At 32.6% G+C, this 16,178-nt stretch carries 11 protein-coding genes and 1 tRNA gene; 5 read left to right on the top strand and 7 right to left on the bottom strand.

From position 1 onward, the window contains the following. Positions 1-11: 11 nt before the first annotated feature. Both AAFN75_RS08170 and AAFN75_RS08165 read right to left on the bottom strand, forming a co-directional pair. Positions 12-209 (bottom strand): hypothetical protein, encoded by a 198-nt coding sequence (locus AAFN75_RS08170; RefSeq protein WP_144115079.1) that lies wholly within the window; start codon positions 207-209, stop codon positions 12-14. A 230-nt stretch (positions 210-439) separates the two neighbouring features. Further along, positions 440-4,438, bottom strand: a complete 3,999-nt coding sequence (locus AAFN75_RS08165; RefSeq protein ID WP_411809088.1) for a two-component regulator propeller domain-containing protein — start codon at positions 4,436-4,438, stop codon at positions 440-442. A gap of 174 nt (positions 4,439-4,612) precedes the next feature. Here AAFN75_RS08165 and AAFN75_RS08160 point away from each other — a divergent pair, with 174 nt between their 5' ends. Together AAFN75_RS08160 and AAFN75_RS08155 are read left to right on the top strand one after the other, a co-directional pair. Beyond that, entirely contained in the window at positions 4,613-5,842 is a 1,230-nt protein-coding gene (locus tag AAFN75_RS08160) for a metallophosphoesterase (RefSeq protein WP_411809087.1), read from the top strand. A gap of 143 nt (positions 5,843-5,985) precedes the next feature. After that, entirely contained in the window at positions 5,986-6,282 is a 297-nt protein-coding gene (locus tag AAFN75_RS08155; protein ID WP_144115076.1) for a thioredoxin family protein, read from the top strand. A gap of 193 nt (positions 6,283-6,475) precedes the next feature. Here AAFN75_RS08155 and AAFN75_RS08150 read toward each other — a convergent pair whose 3' ends face one another. Together AAFN75_RS08150 and AAFN75_RS08145 are read right to left on the bottom strand one after the other, a co-directional pair. Further along, positions 6,476-7,132, bottom strand: a complete 657-nt coding sequence (locus AAFN75_RS08150; protein WP_411809086.1) for a polysaccharide deacetylase family protein — start codon at positions 7,130-7,132, stop codon at positions 6,476-6,478. A gap of 16 nt (positions 7,133-7,148) precedes the next feature. Then, on the bottom strand, positions 7,149-10,460 hold the full coding sequence (locus AAFN75_RS08145; RefSeq protein ID WP_411809085.1) for a DUF2723 domain-containing protein: 3,312 nt from the start codon (positions 10,458-10,460) through the stop codon (positions 7,149-7,151). Between the two features lie 191 nt (positions 10,461-10,651). On the opposite strand from AAFN75_RS08145, the gene AAFN75_RS08140 reads away from it, so the two are divergent. Next, positions 10,652-10,724, top strand: a tRNA-Gln gene (locus AAFN75_RS08140). Positions 10,725-10,767: 43 nt separating this feature from the next. On the opposite strand, the gene AAFN75_RS08135 is transcribed toward AAFN75_RS08140, so the two are convergent. The 3 genes from AAFN75_RS08135 to AAFN75_RS08125 form a co-directional block, all read right to left on the bottom strand. Beyond that, the gene (locus tag AAFN75_RS08135; RefSeq protein ID WP_411809084.1) at positions 10,768-12,054 is read right to left on the bottom strand and encodes an endonuclease/exonuclease/phosphatase family protein; all 1,287 of its coding nucleotides are present in this window, start codon (positions 12,052-12,054) and stop codon (positions 10,768-10,770) included. Between the two features lie 151 nt (positions 12,055-12,205). Then, complete coding sequence (locus tag AAFN75_RS08130) at positions 12,206-12,832, bottom strand: hypothetical protein (protein WP_411809083.1); 627 nt, start codon at positions 12,830-12,832, stop codon at positions 12,206-12,208. Between the two features lie 332 nt (positions 12,833-13,164). Then, positions 13,165-14,796 carry an ABC-F family ATP-binding cassette domain-containing protein gene (locus tag AAFN75_RS08125; RefSeq protein WP_411809082.1) on the bottom strand — a complete coding sequence of 544 codons (1,632 nt, stop codon included), beginning with the start codon at positions 14,794-14,796 and terminating at the stop codon, positions 13,165-13,167. A gap of 397 nt (positions 14,797-15,193) precedes the next feature. On the opposite strand from AAFN75_RS08125, the gene rplM reads away from it, so the two are divergent. Continuing rightward, complete coding sequence (rplM, locus tag AAFN75_RS08120; protein ID WP_411809081.1) at positions 15,194-15,649, top strand: 50S ribosomal protein L13; 456 nt, start codon at positions 15,194-15,196, stop codon at positions 15,647-15,649. A 1-nt stretch (position 15,650) separates the two neighbouring features. Beyond that, positions 15,651-16,037: a 30S ribosomal protein S9 gene (gene rpsI / locus AAFN75_RS08115; RefSeq protein WP_282122869.1), complete on the top strand. Its 387-nt coding sequence runs from the start codon at positions 15,651-15,653 to the stop codon at positions 16,035-16,037. The last annotated feature ends 141 nt before the right edge of the window (positions 16,038-16,178 follow it).

Genomic DNA, 16,178 nt, shown 5'->3' with positions numbered 1-16,178 from the left:
AATAAATAATTTTAAAGTTTAAAATCTACATTAAACACATCTCTTACCTCTTTAATTATTTTAAAGACATGGTAACTTAAAAATAAAAATAATTCTCCACCAACCATAGCAAATGGATTAATATATATAAAAAGCCAAGACATAAATTGAGCAAGAATTAAGCTTGAGTTAAAAAACAGAAGGGTGAGGATTAATGTTGAAGTTTTCATTGGACTAATTTTTTGAAGTGAATTGGTTAAAAGTGATTCTAAACCTAATTCACGTTTAGAACCACTTTAATCCCAACAATAATTGATTAATAGCAATCCAAAACTAAATAAAAGAAACGAATGTAATAGGTGTTATTTTGTCGTAATCAGGTAGTATTTCACGCATGTTCCATATTTTTGCAAACATTGGCACTATTTAGTCACATACCCTAAAAAGAAATGGAAGACCATTAATTTCTCATTTCCGATGGACTTTTCCTGAATTCTTCCTTAAAGGCTTTTCCAAACCAATTAGGATTACTGAATCCTGTAGCATATGCAATTTCTGAAACCGTTAAATTTGTAGATTCTAAAAGTTCCATGGCCTTTTCTAATCGTACAGAACGGATAAAAATAGCTGTACTTTTATTGGTTATAGCTTTAAGTTTTCTGTAAAGTTGCGATTCACTCATGTTTAATGCTTCCGAAAGCTTAGCAGCATTATAATCTGAATCTTCAATATGGTTATAAATATGATACACAACCCCTTCTAAAAATTCAATATTTTTGTCTTTCTTTAATTGAGGTTTATCAAAAGCAATTATCTTTTTTATCGCATATGCATCTTGCAGCTGTTTTCGCTTAGTAATGAGCATTTCAATACGTAGTAATAATTCTTCTTTTTGAAACGGTTTTGTAAGATAAACATCGGCTCCACTTTTTATTCCTGTAAGCTTATCTTCTTGTAACGCTTTTGCTGTAAGCATTATAACTGGAATATGATTGGTTGTTTTTATGGTTTGCAATTGCTCGGTTAACTCATAACCGTTCATTTTGGGCATCATTACATCTGTAATTACAATATCTGGAATGTTTTTTTCTGCCAATTTAAATCCTTCATAACCATTAATAGCAAATAGTAAGCTGTATTTACTTTCCAAAATAGATGCTATATAATTGGCTATTTCCGGGTTATCTTCCACAATAAGTATACTATTAAAATCGCGAGATAAATGTTTAGTTTGTATGTTATTCTGATATACTCTTTCTGGATTAATAGCACCTGAATTAAACTCGGCAGTCGTTACTAAAGCTTCATGAATTATTGGAATACGAATAGTAAAGGTTGTACTAATACTTTCCTCTGAATTTACGGAAATGCTCCCATTCATAAGGTTTACTAATTCTTTTGTTAACGCTAGTCCAATTCCAGTACCAGAAATTTTACCAGTTATTTTAGATGACCTATAAAAACGGTCGAAAACAAATAAAATTTCATCTTTTGGTATTCCAATACCTTGGTCTGTTATCTTTATAATAGCATGCTCGTCAATAGCATCTAACATAACAGTAACCGTAGTATTTGGTTTGGAAAACTTAATAGCATTAGTTATTAGATTACTTATTATTTGACGCATTTTTTCAACATCAAAATCCATTATAATAGAATCTTTAGATGAGAAAAAATTTAAAGCAACCTGATTTGACTCTGCTAAACTTGAAAAACTGGTAATAATATAGCTTGTAAAGGCTACTAAATTCGTACTGCTATTATTAAGTTTAAGTTTGCCTTGTTCTAATTTAGCTAAATCCAGCATTTCGTTAACTAAATGCAGCAAATTGTTACTACTTCGCTCTATAGATTTAATAGGTTTGCTTACTGTACTATCATTTATAAATTTCTCTTTTAAGCTACTTACATAACCTAAAATAATGGTTAATGGTGTTCTAAATTCGTGGGTAATATTAGTAATGAACTGCGATTTTAAAGCATCTAATTCTTTTAATCGTTTGGCTTCCTGCCCTGCTAATTGGTGCTTTAAATTTAGCTTGTAAACGAAAAATATCAAGGATAAAAACCCCGTTAAATAAACAAAATAAGCAACATTGCTTTTGTACCAAGGTGGTGTAACTTTTATATTTAGCTGTAAAGGTGCTCCTGTCCAAATTTTATTTCGAGATTGACCTTGAATTTTTAAATTGTGATTACCTTTTGGTAAATCTAGAATTTGTATTTCTCTTAAATCCCCCAAATTATTCCATGCGCCATCATTTAAAGAATACAAAAACTGATTACTGTTTGTAGGGCGTAAATCTAGATCTGAAAACGCAATATAACACGGGAAATCATTAAAATTCAATGTTATTTTTTCGGTTTTACTAAAACTTTGTTGCAGGACTTTTGGGTTTGTTAATGGATAGACCTCTGCATCTTTAATTTTTAATGAAGTAAAAGATAAGGTGCCAGACCTATCTAGTTGCGAAACCTGTTTAGGGTTAAATTCGTTAAACCCGTTAACCCCACCAAAATACAGAAGGTTATTTGCCTTATCATTAAAATGCGCACCAAGATTAAATTCTGAGCTTTGCAAACCATCTTTGGTAGTAAAATGCTCAAATTTTTCGGTGGCTTTATCAAATTTAAATAAGCCTTCATTGGTTGCTAACCACAAATAATTATCGGCATCTTCTAAGATACTGTATACATAATCATTACTTAAACCTTCTGCTGCTCCATAGTGTTTAAAGACTTCATTAGCCTTATCAAACCTATGCAAACCACCTTGTGTTGCCACCCAAATAACACCTTGCTTATCAATATGCGTATGTAAAGTGGTATTGTTTTTTAAACCGTTAGGATTGTTTTTTTCGTGCCTATAAACCTTAAAAACTGGGTGTTGGTAATCATCATCTGTAAAGGATAGTTTATTAAGTCCATCCTCAGAGGTAATCCAATAATTACGTTCCTTATCTTGCTCAATACTAAACACATTATAAGAGCTAATTGAGTTTTCGCTATTATCATGTTTGTACAATTCAAAACTGTATTTTTTTTCCTTTAGATTGCCTGTAAAACGATTTAACCCTCCGCCATAAGTTGTAACCCACATAGTATTATTATGGTCTTTAAAAACACTTCTAGTTTTATTATTACTTAAGGAAAAAGGATCATTTTCATTAAAATACATCGATATTATTTCAGGTTTATCTGGATTAAAATCATCTAAATTTAAAACCGAAACCCCTTTGGTTGTAGCTAACCATAAATTATTTTCTCCATCAACGGTCATGCCGCGTATAACATTGTAAGCTAATTTCTCATTGGTGTTTTCTTTAGTAATTAAGAATATGTTTTCATGCTTATCAATACAATGCAATCCATTTCTAGTTCCAATAAATGTGTAATTATTGGTTTTAAGAATAGAAAATACATAGTTGTTATTTAAAGCCAATGCAGATTTAGTGTTAACGGTTTTAAAAACTTCTGGTTTTAAAGACAGAACATCTAAATTATTAGTGCCAACCCAAAGTAAATCTTTATATAGCAGAATATCGTAAACTCTATTAGACGTTATACTATTATCATACTCTCTATCTCCTTTAAAACTGTTTATGTTATTGAATGTAAATGAAGATTCATCAAAACTCTCACAGATAAAGAGGCCATTATCTGTACCAATATAGAAAACATTGTCATGTATTTTTATCGATTCAATAAACAATTCTTTGTTAAACAGATTGTTATTCCCCTGAAGATTAACAGCGTTTGTTTTTCTTGTTTGAACGTTATAAACAAATAACCCCAAAGATGTTCCTAAAAAAATGTTGTTTTTAAAAATTGCAATTTCCTCAATACTACTTTTAGGAATAGAAACATTAAGTTTCTCTACAACTAATGTATCCAACACTTTACTCGTATAAAGCTCACCTACTTTGGTGCCCAAATACATTTTGGAATCTTGAATAGTAACGTTAGTAATATCGTAATTACTTAAACTAACCTTATCGGCAAAATAGATGTCATTTTTTTTCTTGAATTTAATAAATCCTTGATTTGATAAAGTCGCATAAATATTGCCGTCCTTATCATGAGCTAGTGCAGTAAAATTCCCAGAATTGAATTTTGTATTTACAAAAGAATCCGTTTTAGGATTATAATAACAAACACCATTGTTGGCTGTAGCAATCCAAATGGTTCCATCTATGTTTTCAATTAATTTGTTAATGAAATTCCCAGAAATGGATAAAGAATCATTTAAACGATGTTTATAAATTTTAAACGTGTTGCCATCAAACCTGTTTAAACCATCTTGAGTACCAATCCATAAAAAGCCATTTGAGTCATTAATAATACTTATTATTGATTGTTGAGAAAGACCATCTTTTAGTCCATAATGATAAAACGTTCTATGCTGACTGTGGCTAGAACAGACAAAAAAAAGAAAAAAGAAAAATAATTTATATTTCATTAAATTGATTTGTCTAAATATCAGGTATTTGACTCATTTTTTCTTTAAAAATAGTGATAATTTTCAATTACAAAATCGAATTACGCATAAAGCCATAATTTAGCGCTATGTTAATCTTACCTTAAATATTGGTTTAACAGCTAAGTACTTGATAGTTTTGTTTAAATTTTCGCTATGACACGTTGGATAATATTCATTCTTATATATGTTATTTTGGCTTTTTACGGTTTTCAAGCCATAAAAACAGTCACTAAAAACACCTACATTCATTATTTATATATTGCTTTAACATTACTTGTTGCGGCCAATTTTATAATCCAGTTTACCATTTACTCAGAGGGTCGTGTATTAAACCCTGCCAAAAGTTATGCCTTTGGTTTTCTACTGGCATTTATATCCTTTAACTTAGTTTTGGTTCCTATTTTATTGGGCGAAGATATTATTAGAGGTATTTTAGGTATTTATGATAAAATAGTTACTAAAAACGAAAACTTCTATCTCCCATCACGCCGAAAATTTATAAGTCAAGTAGCGCTTGGTCTAGCTGCCATACCATTTACATCGTTACTTTACGGTATGTATCGTGGCAAATACCGCTTTAGAGTTTTAAATTACACCTTACATTTTGAAGACTTACCAGACGCTTTCGATGGTTATAAAATAACGCAAATTAGCGATATCCACTCCGGCAGTTTCGATAATAAAGAAAAAATAGAATACGGCGTAAACCTTATTAACGAGCAACAATCAGACATTATCTTTTTTACCGGCGATATGGTAAATAATAAAGCCTCCGAAATGCATAATTGGAAATCCCTTTTCGGCACCCTAAAGGCAAACGATGGTGTGTTTTCAGTATTAGGAAATCATGATTATGGCGATTATGTAGATTGGCCAACAACCGAAGCCAAAAACAAAAACCTTAACGATTTAAAGCAAATCCAAAAGGAAATGGGCTTTAATTTACTTTTAAACGAAAGCCGATTTATTGAAAAAAACGGACAACGTATTGCCATTGTTGGTGTAGAAAATTGGGGTAAAGGCGGCTTTAAAAAAGCCGGAGATTTAAAAAAGGCAGCCCAAAACATTCATGCCAACGATTTTAAAGTACTACTAAGCCATGACCCATCACACTGGGAAGAAGAAGTTATAAAAGACGATTACCACTACCATTTAACCCTAAGCGGACACACACACGGTATGCAATTTGGCATAGAAATACCAGGCTGGATTAAGTGGAGCCCTGTAAAATGGCGTTACAAATATTGGGCAGGCATTTATAAAGAAATGGGGCAATACATTAATGTAAACCGAGGCTTTGGCTATTTAGGATATCCAGGGCGCGTTGGTATATGGCCAGAAGTAACGGTAATAGAACTTAAAAAAGGCACAGCAAATTCATAATACAAAGGCTTGTATTTATAAAGAAATTGCTTATTTTTATAATTAAACAAAGCTAAATAAGCAATATCACACCGCTTAAATAGGTAATACTAAAAAATTACGTAGGTTTGTATTAAGCACACTCGATTAATAAAAAACATAGTATGTCAAAATTTGGGGAACTTATAGATGTCGAAATTCCAGTATTACTAGATTTCTATACAGAAAATAACGAACAAACAGAGGCTATGCATCTCGTACTAAGAGATGTTGCAGCTGCACTTGGCGATAAAGCTAAAGTTATAAAAATTGATGTCGATAAAAATCAAGAACTTGCCGAAGCCTTACGTGTCAAGTCTTCACCCACACTTATAATTTATAAAGACGGCCAAATGAAATGGCGCCAAAGTGGCGATCAAGATGCCAATACGCTTATAAATTTACTTCAAGATTTTAAATAACACTTAAAAAAGTAGTATCCGCATATTTTGGGCGTTACCCATAAAGGGTAGGGCTTTCTGCTATATCTTTTTTTGCCATTTACGGCAGCAAAAAAAGGATGCCGCTGCAATCCCTAACGCAAATCCAGAACACAAATAAGTCGGTAACAAAATAATAAGCACACACGTCTGTACGCTCTGTAAAAAAGACAACTTAAAAGATAGAGGTATTCAAAGTCTCGAAACGATATCCTTTTTCGCTAAAGCAAGCCAATACTTTAGGTAAAGCGTATTGCATATTTTTACTAGCCTTTACACTATCATGAAAAACAATAACGCTACCCGCAGTGGTTTTACTAAGCACATTCTGTAAACAAGCTTCTGGAGCAATGGTCTTATCCCAATCAAAAGACAACACATCCCACATAATTATACTATACCCTAAAGCCATGAGTTTTTTACCCTGTTTGGGTGTTATTTGTCCGTAGGGCGGTCTAAAAAGGTTAACGGTATTGGCTTCTAAAATCTGAGAGTTAATAGCTTCCTGCGCTTTATATACATTATCTAAATAGTCTATAGATTTTGTTTTCCAACCTTTAACATGGCTGTGCGTATGGTTGCCAATAGCGTGCCCATCAATCAGAATATTTTTAAAAATATCAGGATGCTTTGCAACGTTGTTACCAATACAAAAAAAGGTAGCCTTAGCGTTGTATTGCTTTAAAACCTTTAAGGTCCAATTAGTAATCTCTGGCGTTGGTCCATCATCAAAAGTTAAATAAATAACCTTTTGGTTAGTAGGCACTTCCCAAATATACTTCGAGAATAGCTTTTTAACTACAACAGGTGTTTTTACTGGTGTTAAGCCCACGCTTAAATAAAGTTAATTAATTTAAGCTATCGCTTTCTACTGGTAAAACGCCCTCCAAAGGAATATCAACATCAGTCCTAATGCTATCTTCAGGTTCTTCTTCGCCATAAAAATGATTAAAAGACCTTAAATAATTATTAAAAACATCGCCTTCGGTTTCAGCAAATTCAATATCATATCTAATTAACACATCAACCAAGCCTTTATAACGCTGTATATCGGTATAAATTTCCTCAAATAAACGTTCCTGTTTATCCACTTTCAAACTGCTGTAATACGATAAGTTTTCTTGGTATTTATTAGCCACTTCTTTAAACAAACGTTGTGCCTTTTCTTTATTACCAACTTCATAATACGCTCCAATAAAAGGTTCTAAAAGCGTGTAATAACCAAAGTATTCTACAGGCATGTTTTCCATGGCTATATCTGCTATTTCTTCAGCTTTATCTAATTTTTTCTCGTTAATTAATTGTTCTGATAAACGGGCTAAGTTCCCTCTATAAGTAATAGAGTTTTTACGCGTTTCAACATCGTGATAAATATCTGGACTACCGCTATTACCCCAATCCCAATTCTTAACTTTCTCGTACATTAAATCGCTATCTACACGACCCATATCAAACGGGTTTGCTCTATCTACAGGCGTTTTTATAGGTACTAACTTGTAGCACATACCATCTAGTTGTAAGTAATCTTTCATCCAAATATAATCGTCGTCTCCAAAACTACCACCAGTAAAATAAATAGGGCGTTTCCAATCGTTATTAGCAACAATATCTAGCATTAACAAACGGTTTTTATAAAGTGCACCACCAGAAACTTTAATATTAATTTCAGATACAATTTTATCGGCATCTTCGGGTTTTACTATTCCAGACTTTAAAGCGTTTTCTTTATTTACAGGAATACGCAAATAAGGCGTTGGTAAATATGTAGCGTTGGCATCTTGCTCTCTTACATTCGCTAAATCGACACCACGCTGCTGTAATACATACTTGTATTTAGTTTTTGGGTTATCGCTACCAACAAAATCTAAAAACTGCTTAACATTTAAGGTATCATTAATAACTTGCTGAATAATGATATAATCATTAGTACCGTACTTATATAAATCATGGGTTAGCTGAGAAGGTATAGGGTCGCTCTCGTAAGCCTTACGCTTCATTTGGTCTATGTACCAGTCGGTTTGAAATAAACTGGTATTAACCACACGCACATCGGTTCTATAACCTTCAATTTCTTGAGCATACCACAGTGCGAAAGTATCGTTATCTCCAATGGTAAATAGTATTCCGTTCTCTTCACAAGAATCTAAATACATTTTAGCCATAGCTCTTGCAGTGTATTTATCAGATCTGTCATGGTCGTCCCAGTTATTTGCTGCTAATATTCCAGGAACAAGTATTAAACAAACCACTGTAATTATTGGCGCTGCTAGTTTTTTAGGCACATATTTTTTAAGACTTTCATAAATTGCGTAAACCCCAAAACCTATCCAAAGTGCAAATACATAAAACGATCCTACTACCGAGTAGTCACGCTCTCTAGGTTCAAAAGGTCGCACGTTGGTATATACCTGAATAGCAATTCCGGTAAACAGGAAAAACACAAGCATAACCCAAAATATTTTTTTGTCTCTATTAAATAAAAAGAAGAACCCAATAAGCCCTAAAATTAAAGGCAATAAGTAATAGGTATTTCTAGCTTTATTATTTTTAACATCGCTAGGTAAATTATCTTGAGACATGCCTAAATGCCATTCGTCAATAGGTTTTATGCCCGAAATCCAGTTTCCGTGGTTATCGTAGCGCCCTTGAATATCATCTTGTCTTCCAGAGAAATTCCACATAAAATAACGCCAGTACATATAACCCAATTGATATTCAAAAAGGTAAGCAATATTACTCGCTAACGATGGTTTTTCAATATCAATATATTCTTTAAACTGCTTTAAAAAATTATTATAATCTTCATAATCAATAGCACCTTGGGCTACATCATTTCTAAATTTTGCAACAGCCGAACGCAGCTCGTTTTCCATTTGGTATTCTGGCTTTAAATTAAAATCTAAAAACCCAGAAAACATCATGTAATTTTCGGCATGCTCAGAACTCCACATACGTGGTAAAATAGAGGCATGTTTGGAGTTGTAATTCTGCTTTGCGTTTTTCCAATTATTTACAACAACGTATTTTCCTTTTTCTTCGTCTTTTTCATATTTAGGTTTATCATCCACATACGGATTGTTTTCATCTAAATAAGCATATTGATCGGTAAACTGAGGTCCATAAAACAGGTGTGTTTCTGGATACTGCTCTAAATTATAATAGGCTAACAACTCTCTGGCACTAGATGGATTGTTCTCGTTAATTACCACATTAGCATTAGCACGAATAGGCAACATTAACCACGTAGAAAACCCAATAATAACAAAGGTTAAACAAAGCACTCCTGTATTTAAGTGCACATAATTTTTTTGACGTGTATATTTTAAAGCATAAAAAATAATAGCCACCAAAGCAATTCCGGCAATAATAGAGCCCGAATTAAAAGGCAAACCAATGGTGTTTACAAAAAACACTTCCATGGCACTAAATATCCTAAGAATATTAGGCGCTAATAATTTAAATACAAACAGTAAAACACCCACCGAAGCGACGTTTGCAATTATAAAATTCTGAATGGTTATGGTTTTATAATTTTTAAAGTAATAGATAAGTCCAATTGCTGGAATAGTTAATAATCCCATAAAGTGCACCCCGAAAGAAAGTCCGATAACAAAGGCAATTAAAATAAGCCAGCGGTTACCACGAGGTTTATCCATGTCTTGCTCCCAACGCAAACCTAACCAGAATAAAACCGACATAATTAATGTGGCCATGGCATAAACTTCGGTTTCGGCAGCATTAAACCAAAACGAATCTGTAAAAGCAAAAGCTAAACTACCTACCAATCCGCTACCTAAAATAGCCATAGATTTACCTTGAGACATTTCATTTTTACCCGCAACCAAATGTTTAAGCAGCAAGGTAATAGTCCAAAACATAAAAAGAATAGTAAAAGCACTAGCAATGGCGCTCATCATATTCATCATAAAACCAACTTGCGAAGGCTCTAAAGCAAACATAGAGAAAAACGCTCCAAGCATTTGAAATAACGGTGCTCCAGGTGGATGACCAACCTGTAATTTTGCCGAGGTTAATATATATTCGCCAGCATCCCAAAAACTTACAGTAGGTTCAACGGTTAAACTGTAAGTTATAAGCGCTATTAAAAAAGAAACCCAACCTAAAATGGTATTCCATTTTTTATAGTTTGCATCTGCCATTTGTATGTGTTTTTATTTGCTTTGGCGAATTTAACAATAAATATGAAATGAGCGCTAACTATTTAGTTTGTCTTAACATATAAGCCCGATACTCAAAGCTTTTAAAAAAAAATTAAATTTTGATAAATATTTTTAAGAAAAAACTTGTGCAAAGATTTTTTTATATTAAATTTGCACCCTCATTACACGAATGGCCTATGGTGTAACTGGCAACACGTTGGTTTTTGGTACCAAAGAGTCTAGGTTCGAGCCCTAGTAGGCCAACATTAATTTAAAACCCTTACTGTTAAAGTAAGGGTTTTTTATTTTAAAAGGAATTATCTAAATATTCGTCGCTTTTATCAATATTAATTTCTGCCCACAAAGGCAAATGGTCGCTTACTTGAAAGGTGTTCCAAGGGGAATTCAAATAAAAATCTGTAAGCTCTTCGGTTTTTAAAGCCACTAAGTTTTTGGTATAGGTTTGTGTCTCTTTAGCCTTTTCTAATTGACGTTCTATTGTTTTACGTCGTGTTTTAGAGATAGTGTCCAAGGCCAACTCCGCCTCAATACCTTCAATTTTAATTTTCAACTTTTCAATATCGTCTTTAAAAGCGGCTTTATTTCGTGTAATATAATTTACAATATCTGTTTTAAACAACGGAAACTGATCTTCGGTATAGATATAATTAAAGAAATTAAATATTCTATCGGTATTATTATGATCTTTTCCTGTTGATCGGTTTGAATCTTTCCAATCAAAATCTAAATTAGATGTTTTGTAGTATGAAATTTGATCGTAAAATTTGGTACGATCCTTATTTGAGCCTTTTCTGTTTTTTATAGTCTCGAAACCATACTTAGCAAGCGCATCATAGGTTACATTATTTTCGTTTACAATATTAAAATCGCCAACAATAAAGTAGTTATAAGGATTAAACCATTTTGTACTAGGATCTTTTTTAGTGCCTTCTTTTTCGGCATTTTCACTAATTAACTTAGCTACTTTATCAATTTCCTCAACGCGTCTTTTAAAATGATTTGATTTCTCGCTGTCCTTACCATAATAAATATGTACTGTAGTCACCTTAAACTTAAACCAACCCGCCTGAAAAGAACATTTAAACGGCGTTCTAGCAAATTGCCGCTCAATAACGCCATCATTATTTCTAATTAACATATTTTGCGGCAGTACCAATTCGCCTGCTACACCATTAAATTTAACGGTACGTTTATCATAAATAAATCCTAGCCTCTCGTTGTTTCCTCCACTTTTCCAAGCCGCAACATCGGTAAGAATATATTCATACTCATCACCAAGCATACCCATAACTTTTTGTAATGGCGCCAAATCATCATTAATTTCTTGAATTGCCAATACATCAAACCTGGATATAATTTCGGCTATATAAACAAAATCATCTTCCTTTCTAGGCCCGAATTTTTTGCTATTACAATCGAACTCTCTAATATTCCAAGAGCCAAAAATTAAGGTTTCGTTTAATCGGCGTTCGGGAATTTTAGAGTCTAAACCCCGACGCAGCTCTTTTAAAAGTAAGACACAACGTGGAATGTATTCCTTTTTTTTAAAATATTTAATTCTGTAATATTCCATTTTAATTGCTTTAAATTAGAAAACAATCAATCAATTTTTGGGGAGAAACGCTGATTATAAAGATAAGCTTTTTGTCTGAAACCGGACAATACACACTTAAAGTCTAGCGCTTTACAACATTAAAATAAAATATAAAACCGAAATCTATTTTTCAAATATCGCTATATTTAGCAAAATCTTTGTCTTTTTTAAACAAATTAGAACTGTTTGGAGCTTCGGTTTCATAAACAACCTCTTCGCTACCATCGGTATATAACGCAGAAAGTACAAGCGTGTTCCTGCGACCAGTATAAGTAGTAATATCGAAAATATTCTTTTTTATTAATTCATTTTTTCTTTCTTCAGTAAACACATTATATCGCGTTACACTAGTACCATTTATAGAGGCTACAACGCGGTAAAACTTAAGCGTTTTTTCTTCAACTTCTGCCACAGCTTCAGTAGGCTCAATACTTCTTTTTAAATAATCGTTAACTACTTTTAACTTTAACACTATTATGTCGCCATTTGTATATACCATAGTTGTATACATTCCTGGTTCTACTTGATTTAAATCGACTGAAATGGCATTGGAATGATTCTCGAATGTTGTGCGCTCGAAAGTCGCTTTATTATAAAGAAACACTTTAGTTATAATATGCTTTGGGTGCGAAATGTTTAAATTATTATTCACAACGGCTTGCTCCAAATGAAAATCACTTCCAATATTAGGAAACAATTTACTTTGCCCTTTTATGGTTAAAGTGCTAAGAAGAATAACAATTAATACCTTTTTCATAACATAAAAATTTAAGATAAAATTCTTTTTAACGTTAAGGCCTTTAATGAGAATGCCGTAGGTTCGCTTTTAATGAAACAGTTTTTATAATTAGAACTTCGTTTTAAAGCTATAATTAACTAAAAATCATGTTGTTTTGTTAGTTATTTTAAAATTGGGGTAACACACGATAAAAACTATATTTAATCTATCACAACAAAAACATCAGAATTAGATGCGCTTACTTGTAATAAATATACCTCAAATATAAATATTATCCGTTTTAGAAGAAAATGCCAAGTGTGTTTAAAATTTATTTTTAGATAAAAGGCTATTATTCAAGATTAAAAGACCTAAAGATCCATAGCTTTTATACTTTCTATCCTATTTCTTTCAAGAAAAGCATCAATAGTTTCGAAATGCTCAATTACACGTTGGTCTTTAAATTCAAATACTTTATTGGATAGGCCTTGTAGAAAATCTCGATCGTGAGATACCAAAACCAAGGTGCCATCAAAATCTGTTAAGGCTTCTTTTAATACATCTTTAGATTTTAAATCTAAATGGTTAGTAGGCTCATCTAAAATAAGTAAGTTAACGGGTTCTAGTAATAACTTCACCATTGCTAATCTGGTTTTTTCTCCTCCCGAAAGTACACTTACTTTTTTATCGATAGCATCGCCTTTAAACATAAAGCGACCTAAAATGTTTTTTAATTGTTTTCTAACATCACCTTGCGCAATTTCATCAACCGTTTGAAAAACAGTTAAACTTTCATCCAATAACGCGGCTTGGTTTTGTGCAAAATAACCAACCTTAACATTATGCCCTAAAGCACATTCGCCTTCTACTTCTATTTCGTTTAAAATAGCTTTAATCATCGTAGATTTCCCTTCGCCATTTCTTCCAACAAAACAAACTTTTTCACCTCTAGAAATAGACATACTAGCATCTTTAAATACCACATTATTATCGTAAGACTTAGATATTTCCTTTACAATAATTGGGTAATCGCCAGAACGTTGCGTTTTAGGGAATCGTAATTTTAAAGCAGACGTATCTATATCATCAATTTCAATAATTTCCAATTTTTCGAGCATACGCTCTCGTGAGTTTACTTGGTTGGTTTTAGAAAAGGTTCCTTTAAAGCGATCTATAAAGGCTTGATTGTCGGCAATAAACTTCTTTTGTTCTTCGAAAGCCTTAATTTGATGTGCGCGACGCTCTTCTCGCAATTGTAAGTAATGCGAATAATTTGCCTTGTAATCATAAATCTTACCCATAGTAACCTCGATAGTCCTATTAGTAATATTATCAATAAACGCTCTATCATGCGAAATAACCACTACAGCATTCGCTTTATTAAGTAAAAAATCTTCTAACCAAATAACCGATTCTATATCTATATGGTTTGTAGGCTCATCTAATAATATTAAATCTGGCTTTTGAAGCAAAATTTTAACCAACTCGATACGCATACGCCAACCACCACTAAACTCGTTAGTTTGTCTAATAAAATCTTCTTGCTTAAACCCTAAGCCTTTTAACGCCTTTTCTACTTCGGCATCGTAGTTTACATCTTCAAGTGCATAATATTTTTCTCCTAAATCTGAAACACGCTCAATAATTTTCATGTATTCATCAGACTCATAATCAGTTCGTGTTTCTAACTGCTTATTCAAATCTTCCATTTCGTCGCGCAAAGTAAACACATGACTAAAAGCCTTTGAAGCTTCATCAAAAACAGTGGTATCATCTTCTGTTAATAAATGCTGTGGTAAATAAGCAATTACGGCATCTTTAGGGCACCTAACATTACCACGAGTTGCATTTTGCACACCTGCAATAATTTTCATCATGGTAGATTTTCCAGCTCCATTTTTCCCCATGAGGGCTATTTTATCATTTTCATTAATAGTAAACGACACATCGCTAAACAAGGTGTGCCCACTAAACTCTACTGCTAAATTATCTACTGAAATCATATTATATGTATAAGAAAGCGCAAAACTAACAAAACAGAATCATTAGAAAACATAATAATTTCAAAAAATATATAATGCATTAGTAGGCCTTTGTAAACATAGCACTCCATCTTAAATATATAAAAGCCTACCACTATAAAACACTAAACAATAGAAGCTATAATTTTTCATTTTACAACTTTAAAGGGAACTAAAAATGCATAATAAAAATGCCGAGATAAATAAATTTACTCCGGTTTTTTTATTCATGTTTATAAAAGCCTGCTAAAACCTTAAATATCAATACTTTTAATTTTCCAAAAAGAATACAGCACACTATTTGGTAATCAAATATTTAATCGTAAATTTGCAAACTCTTTTTGAAAGAGGAATGTTTAATAATTAAAAAATCAATAGTGTGGACACATTAAGCTACAAAACGATTTCAGCAAACAAAGCTACTGTTAATAAAGAGTGGGTTTTAGTTGATGCTGAAGGTCAAGCGCTTGGTCGTTTAGCTTCTAAAGTTGCAAAACTAATTAGAGGAAAACACAAGCCAAATTTCACACCTCATGTTGATTGTGGAGATAACGTAATTGTTATTAACGCAGACAAAATCACATTATCTGGAAACAAATGGACTGACAAGTCATACATTCGTCACACCGGATACCCAGGAGGTCAAAAAAGTTTAACTGCTACAGAATTGTACGGAAAAGATCCTGCAAGAGTAGTAGAAAAAGCGGTTAAAGGTATGTTACCTAAAAACAAATTAGGAGCAGCTTTATTTCGCAATTTAACAGTTGTTGTTGGAACAGAGCATGCACATGCAGCTCAAAAGCCAAAAGCAATAAATCTAGAAGAATTTAAATAACATGGAAGTAATTCACAAAATTGGCCGTAGAAAAACGGCTGTTGCGCGCGCTTATGTTGCCCCAGGAAAAGGTAACATTACAATCAATAAAAAAGACTTAGCTAATTATTTTACTACTGCTACTTTACAGTACAAAGTAAAACAACCTTTAGTTTTGACTAACAATGACGCCAACTTTGATATTACAGTAAATGTATATGGAGGTGGTATTACTGGACAAGCTGAAGCTGTTCGTTTAGCAATTTCTCGTGCAATGTGCGAAGTTGATGCTGAAAACAGATTAACACTTAAGCCAGAAGGTTTATTAACAAGAGATCCAAGAATGGTTGAACGTAAGAAATTCGGTCAGAAGAAAGCTCGTAAGAAGTTTCAATTCTCAAAACGTTAATATCCTGGACTTGGTTCAGGATCTGTATTACAGATTTCTTTATCATTTTCAAACTATAAAAATAAATTAAAACAGTTATTGTTGTCCGAGTCTGAAAAGGCAGGATTTAGTTTAGCATCTAAATGGTTAAGGCGAATTATA

The organism is Algibacter sp. AS12, from assembly GCF_046736315.1.
Lineage (GTDB): Bacteria > Bacteroidota > Bacteroidia > Flavobacteriales > Flavobacteriaceae > Algibacter_B > Algibacter_B amylolyticus.
The sequence above is the reverse complement of the archived record's forward strand: the minus strand, read 5'-3'. Positions and strand labels throughout refer to the sequence as shown.

What these genes read in the sequence shown, in the direction of transcription:
- AAFN75_RS08170 (WP_144115079.1), bottom strand. Translation starts at nt 209, where the DNA reads ATGAAAACTTCAACATTAATCCTCACCCTTCTGTTTTTTAACTCAAGC.
- AAFN75_RS08165 (WP_411809088.1), bottom strand. Translation starts at nt 4,438, where the DNA reads ATGAAATATAAATTATTTTTCTTTTTTCTTTTTTTTGTCTGTTCTAGC.
- AAFN75_RS08160 (WP_411809087.1), top strand. Translation starts at nt 4,613, where the DNA reads ATGACACGTTGGATAATATTCATTCTTATATATGTTATTTTGGCTTTT.
- AAFN75_RS08155 (WP_144115076.1), top strand. Translation starts at nt 5,986, where the DNA reads ATGTCAAAATTTGGGGAACTTATAGATGTCGAAATTCCAGTATTACTA.
- AAFN75_RS08145 (WP_411809085.1), bottom strand. Translation starts at nt 10,460, where the DNA reads ATGGCAGATGCAAACTATAAAAAATGGAATACCATTTTAGGTTGGGTT.
- AAFN75_RS08135 (WP_411809084.1), bottom strand. Translation starts at nt 12,054, where the DNA reads ATGGAATATTACAGAATTAAATATTTTAAAAAAAAGGAATACATTCCA.
- AAFN75_RS08130 (WP_411809083.1), bottom strand. Translation starts at nt 12,832, where the DNA reads ATGAAAAAGGTATTAATTGTTATTCTTCTTAGCACTTTAACCATAAAA.
- AAFN75_RS08125 (WP_411809082.1), bottom strand. Translation starts at nt 14,796, where the DNA reads ATGATTTCAGTAGATAATTTAGCAGTAGAGTTTAGTGGGCACACCTTG.
- rpsI (WP_282122869.1), top strand. Translation starts at nt 15,651, where the DNA reads ATGGAAGTAATTCACAAAATTGGCCGTAGAAAAACGGCTGTTGCGCGC.